3 protein-coding genes are annotated in these 2,468 nt (G+C 47.9%); all 3 read left to right on the top strand.

Annotated elements, in window-relative coordinates:
* Positions 1-420 precede the first annotated feature (420 nt).
* The gene (locus ABIB38_RS24080; protein WP_429207325.1) at positions 421-855 is read left to right on the top strand and encodes a hypothetical protein; all 435 of its coding nucleotides are present in this window, start codon (positions 421-423) and stop codon (positions 853-855) included.
* A gap of 281 nt (positions 856-1,136) precedes the next feature.
* Positions 1,137-1,253 (top strand): hypothetical protein, encoded by a 117-nt coding sequence (locus tag ABIB38_RS24085; RefSeq protein WP_429207329.1) that lies wholly within the window; start codon positions 1,137-1,139, stop codon positions 1,251-1,253.
* 660 nt (positions 1,254-1,913) lie between these two features.
* Positions 1,914-2,192, top strand: coding sequence for a PAAR domain-containing protein (locus ABIB38_RS24090; RefSeq protein WP_429207327.1), 279 nt, complete (start codon positions 1,914-1,916; stop codon positions 2,190-2,192).
* Positions 2,193-2,468: the final 276 nt, after the last annotated feature.

The following is a 2,468-nucleotide window of genomic DNA, read 5'->3' on the forward strand; positions in this document are numbered from 1 at the left end:
CGGGGTTTCATCATGACGGCACTCGCTGGCTTGGTTCGATGTCAGGATTTTACCCAGCCGCAGGCGTCTCGGCCGAGGTTTTTAGAGGTGGCCTAAAGGCACCACTGTCTACACACTGTATCCTTACGGGCCGAAGCCAGGCGGGTTCTTTGCTGACGAGTCTACTCTTGCTGCCTCAAAGAAATCAGTCAATGCATATCATGAGGCGACCCAGGTAGGACACGCTGGAAATTCTGAGCACTTCAAGTTCGGCGCAAGGCAAAAGGTACAGGCATTTACATTAAAAGAAGATCTCTGCGTAGGAAAAGCTTACGCGCTAGCCAATGACCAATATGGCCCGGGTGGCGGAACGCAATATTACATCACTGCGAAAGATCGTATGAATATGGATAAAGGCCCAATTATGGAGTTGACAGAACCATGATCAATTTCATTGAAGGAAAAATAGATATCGGCGAGAAAAATATCCTTACCGCTTCCAATGGAGACTTAAAGGCGCTCGCCGAAGAAGGTCTAATTGAGAAACGAGAACTCAGTGGCGGCAGAATTTACTACTACGTCGAAGCTCAGGCGGATAATATGAGGTTTGGAGTTTTCATCAGCCTGCGAGATAAAAAGATTAACTGGCTACGATTGAGCTGGTTGGACAGTCCTGTTAAAGGGTGGGATGATGTAAGTGAAGAAGCGATGAAAGATGAGTATCGTCTGCTATCGAATTTCGTAGAAAAGACGGTTGGAGCTCCACCGAACAATAAAGGCAATAGGAAGCGTACGTGGCGGTTCAAGTGGGGGGAAGTTGAAGTGAGCTATGAGCCACGTGCCTATCAGGCCGACATTTACATGAAACCTCAGTGACGTCGCACGATAGGAAAGTTTTATAGACGTTAGTTTTTACAACGAGCACGCGCAGGATGACAAGCACTGGTTTTCGAGGAACAACTTGGATCATTATTACTTACCCGAAATACGGAAACTTGAGGACCATTCCCAAGGGGTAACGTATGAATGTTGAAGTCGTTCACGTCTCCCGGGGAGACATGCGATTGGAGAGTGAAGACAAACTTGTACGTATTCTAGGCGAGGCGCTTATTGCCTCAGCGCCGATCGAACCACGTTACGTCATCTAGTTGAATTCATTGAATAATTGGGAAGTGCCGCCGGGCGTTGCTTTGACTAAAACTGAGAAGCAGGATGTCGTTAGCGCAATTCGGAAACATTTTCAGGATTGCGGCTCGATTGCTGAGTTCGAATAGTAGTACAGTGCGTATACGATGCTGTACTACAGGGACAGTATCTTAATTAATAATTCATTCGTTGGATATTAGGGGATCATAATGTAGATCAAAAAAAAATCATTGTCGCTGCAATCGTTATGATTGCAGCATCTGTGGCAACGACTGAGCCGGCACCAAAACTTGTCAATTTGAGTCAGCTTTTATCGGCGTTTGAAAAGGCTGGATATTCACCCCTAGATCTTAGGAAGAACACAAAACGGATGCTAATTCAAGGTATAGCACTTGATGTTGGCCAGTCACTCAGCGGCAATTTAGTTGTGAAAGTTGGCGCACACGCAAATGCGCAATGATTATCGAGGCTGACCGCTGCCGATGATGCTCAGGAAATATGCTAAAGTCTCTGCAAGCTGGCGCTAAATTCAAGGCAGCTTATGATTTAGCATTCTCTTTAGGGGCGCAATATATGCTTATCAAGGGTGTATTTAAAATAAAGCTGCATAACATTGCATTTCACCCATACATGCATACGACACGCCGGGTAATCTTGAGTGCTATAACAGCAATCACCGTTTGCTACTGCAATCGTTAGCTATGAGATATATGCGTTAGCCCAACGGCCGCGATTAGCCGGACGGCCCCACCGATCGATTAGTACCGCGGATTCCACTGGAGAGTCAAATGTCATTGAAGATCATTACAGTCGGAGACAAAACCGATCATGGCGGCACGGTGATTAGCGGGTCGCTCAACCACGACATCAGGGGAAAAGCGATCGCCCGACTGGGTGATAAGGTTGATTGTCCGCTGCCCTACCCTGGTGGCAAACCACACGGCGTAAACAAGATCATCACCGCCCACAACACGCTTACAGTTGACGGGGTGCCCGTTGCAGTGGAGGGGTGCACGACGGAATGCGGGTGCAAGTTGATCGGCAGCATGCCTGCGACGGTCGGTTGAGCCAAAATCGCCACGTGCCGTACTTGTGACGTAACTCCCGATAAGTTGCCATTACTCCCACTTGTCATGACTGATTACCTCATCTGGCAAGCGTTGCAAATCATTAATTAATAAAAAATAGTCATTTCGACCCGGCGACTTTCAATTCGTTGGTCGCGTATTCGAACCACGCACGGCCTACGGAAGCGCTGATTTAATCGTCGACCGATCCCGGCTGGCGTGCGAGCTGGCACAATGACGTCTTCGATTCCTGCTGAGCCGCCATGAAGCAAACCA

Source organism: Massilia sp. UYP11, assembly GCF_050434805.1.
GTDB lineage: Bacteria > Pseudomonadota > Gammaproteobacteria > Burkholderiales > Burkholderiaceae_D > Telluria.

Excerpts from the sequence above, each read along its gene's own strand:
- ABIB38_RS24080 (WP_429207325.1), top strand. The coding sequence starts at position 421 with ATGATCAATTTCATTGAAGGAAAAATAGATATCGGCGAGAAAAATATC.
- ABIB38_RS24090 (WP_429207327.1), top strand. The coding sequence starts at position 1,914 with ATGTCATTGAAGATCATTACAGTCGGAGACAAAACCGATCATGGCGGC.